Source organism: Pseudoalteromonas fuliginea (genome assembly GCF_000690055.1).
Taxonomy (GTDB): domain Bacteria; phylum Pseudomonadota; class Gammaproteobacteria; order Enterobacterales; family Alteromonadaceae; genus Pseudoalteromonas; species Pseudoalteromonas fuliginea.
Map to the genome: position 1 here is coordinate 1 of NZ_JJNZ01000133.1, position 2,999 is coordinate 2,999.

The 2,999-nt window shown below is 41.4% G+C and carries 1 protein-coding gene; it reads right to left on the reverse strand.

What is annotated here, in order from left to right; translation table 11 throughout:
* Positions 1-2,999 (reverse strand): RHS repeat domain-containing protein (locus DC53_RS00430; RefSeq protein ID WP_033032339.1); only part of this gene is annotated, 2,999 nt, incomplete at both ends.

The following is a 2,999-nucleotide window of genomic DNA, read 5'->3' on the forward strand; positions in this document are numbered from 1 at the left end:
GGATTATTCATTATGTAAGAATAAGGGTTAATACTTTGACTATTCGTTGGGCTTTGGATAACGGGGTCTACAGACATAAACCGACCAAGGTTATAATCGTACACCCGACCGTTCATATGAATGAGCTCTACATTATCTAAATGTTCGTGGTCAGTAAAGCCTCTTCGTGTTTTGGCATCCGCCATATCACCGAGTTTTGAATCTCCAAATGCTTTTAAGCCGCCACTGGCTAGCCGTGGTTTACCAAATGGGTCAAAATTTCGCTCTGCTTCTACTTGTCCGTTATGGTCGGTAAATACGCGTGCACTGCCTAAGCGGTCACGGTGAGTGTATCGAATGCTTGCACTGACCCCTGTCGTTTGGCTTATAACGGCTATGTCGTCTATGTAAGCTCGCCATGTGGTTTTGGTGCCGTCGATTTCTTCTTCATATAACTTATCGCTATAAAAAGTGGTTACGCTGCCATTCACTTGCTTAAAGCGCATGTGTTGTGGACCATAGGTAAAGGTGAGGGTTTTACCGTTTTTTATAATTTGTGTGGGTTTATCCATCGCGTTGTAGCTGGCACTGGTAAGGCCGTCGCCCCGTGTCATATTTCCACGTGCATCATAACTAAATACTTTCCAACTGCCGTTGCGTAGCACACGCTTTACTGCATTTGGCCCACCTGTTGCACCGTTAGTGTAATCGTATTGTGAGGCGTAATCCGATTTAGATAACAGATTGCCCACCGCATCATAGCTGTAGTCAATCGTGGTAATGCCATTAACAGCGTTACTTTCTAAACGGTGCAGTGCATCGTAGCTGTAACTTTCACTAAAATTGTGCTGGTTGCCAATACTCCCCGAGGTGATATCAACAGCTTTTAAATTACCAAACCCATCGTACGCTGAGTAATTAATACTCATGATATTGCTATTATTTTTAGCAATGGTTTTAAGGGTCATCTGACCATTCTTAAGGCTGTAAGCGGTATTTTCACTTAACCCATTACCTAATGTCCCCTGTGATATATTACCAAACACATCATGTTCAATGATAGTTTTAAACACATAACCACTGGCGGCATTTTTTACCTGCGTTTGATAGCCTGCATCGTTATAAATGTACTCTAAGGTAAGGTTATTCGGGTAACGTAGCCCTTTTACACGGCCATAGTTACTGTCGTAAAATGTGATTGTTGTGTAGCTTTTACCACTACCAATAATAGTTTGGCTACTAGGACGGCCTCGACTATCGTATGCGTAATTTTTTGTTACGCCATTACCTGCCGCTTGATTTAACTGCCCTAGGCCATAGGTAGCGCCATCATAGCTATACGTTAACGTATTTTCACCTGTCGCGGTGCGTCGTGTAACGCGCCCAAGTACATCGGTTACATAACTGATGGTTTTATTATCCGCTCGGGATTCATGTTGTAATTCACCAAAACCATTATATTGAAAATTAGTGATACCTTGATTTGGATCGTTTACCTGTACTTTTTGACCAAGTGCATTGTACATTGCCACAATGTTATTGCCGTTAGCATCTTGAATAACGATTGGTAACCCTTGCCCATTATAGCTATAACGTGTAATTCCATTGTTTGCATCAGTTGTTTGCATTAGTTGCTTAAGGCTATTGTAAGTACGCGACATATCTAGCGTGATGCCATAACAACTATCATAAACTGTTATGCCTGTGGCAAGTTCGCTGTATTCGTAGTTTGTAGTCATATCACCGCAATGTTGATTGGTTACTTTTTCAGTTACGCGACCGAGTGTATCGTGTGCGGTATAAAATGTACCAAATACTGAGGCATGCTCTTTATGTGGTACAGATTCAAATGTTTTATAACCTACACTGTTATAAACAACATCACTGAATATCCAATCGCTATCAAAACCTTGTACGGCAGTGCGTAGTGTACGACCTAACTTATCTATATAGATTTTTTGGGCTGGTTGCCCGGCTGCCACCTTTAAGACTTGTAAAGCTGCGTGTTCGGGAGCTTGTGTATCCGGTGTTTGTACTGCACTGTACTGAATGGGCATACCCGCAGTTTGAACGCTGTACGGACGGTTGTAATCATCATAGCCATAGTTGGTTACTTGATAATTACTGCCACTGAGTTGTTGGCGTGTTTGGGTTACCTGCCCCGTGGCGGGGTTCACATTGGTATAACTTATATGCCCTTTAGCATTGATTTGCTTGTGGGGGAAATAGCCGTCGCTTGCCTCGCTGATGCCATTTTTACTGTACGTAGTTGATGTCGTCCGCGTTTGGTCAACCCAACTGCCGCTACTGTTGCGTACTTTGGTTGTTTGACTCACAAGGTGCGGTAAGCCGTAATCATTAAAAGCAGTCGTAACTGTACTGCCATTACCCGAAATAGCTGAGCCTATTTTACCACTAATTTCGACTACACCAGCCTGACGACTGCTATGATATTGAGAATAAACAGTTGTATTAGATGTTTTTTGATCGAGTGTTACATTCGTTATTGGATCATTACTATTACGCTCTTTAATTGCGTTTTTTGTCACTGTTTTATTAGTGAGTTTATTTAACCACCAACTGCTTTTATCGTTCTGATAAGTACTAGTTTGGGATGTTGTATATACTCCCCAGTCGTCATTAATCTCTACCGAGTTGGCTGTTACATTTGCATATTCATCAATTCCAATTATGGTTTTATTGGTAGATGTAACAACACTTTTAGAATCAAGATCTCGCGTTAGCTGCGTTGTAGAACGAGGATATACATTATAAACACCTGATATAGTATGGTTCAGGTTATCCTGCCAGTCAGTACTTGAATAGCTTAATGCATTAGCTTCCAGACTTGCTGATTGTAATAAATTATAACTTCGCACGTTATAGTCATTTACCGCAAAAGTAGCTTGGCGTTCTAACTTACCCTGATACGGAAAGACTTGTTTAAAGTCTGATTGTGTAACGAGCCCTCGACTTACATCTTTTTCTATAATGCTTTTAAAGCCCATAAAACCACGGCC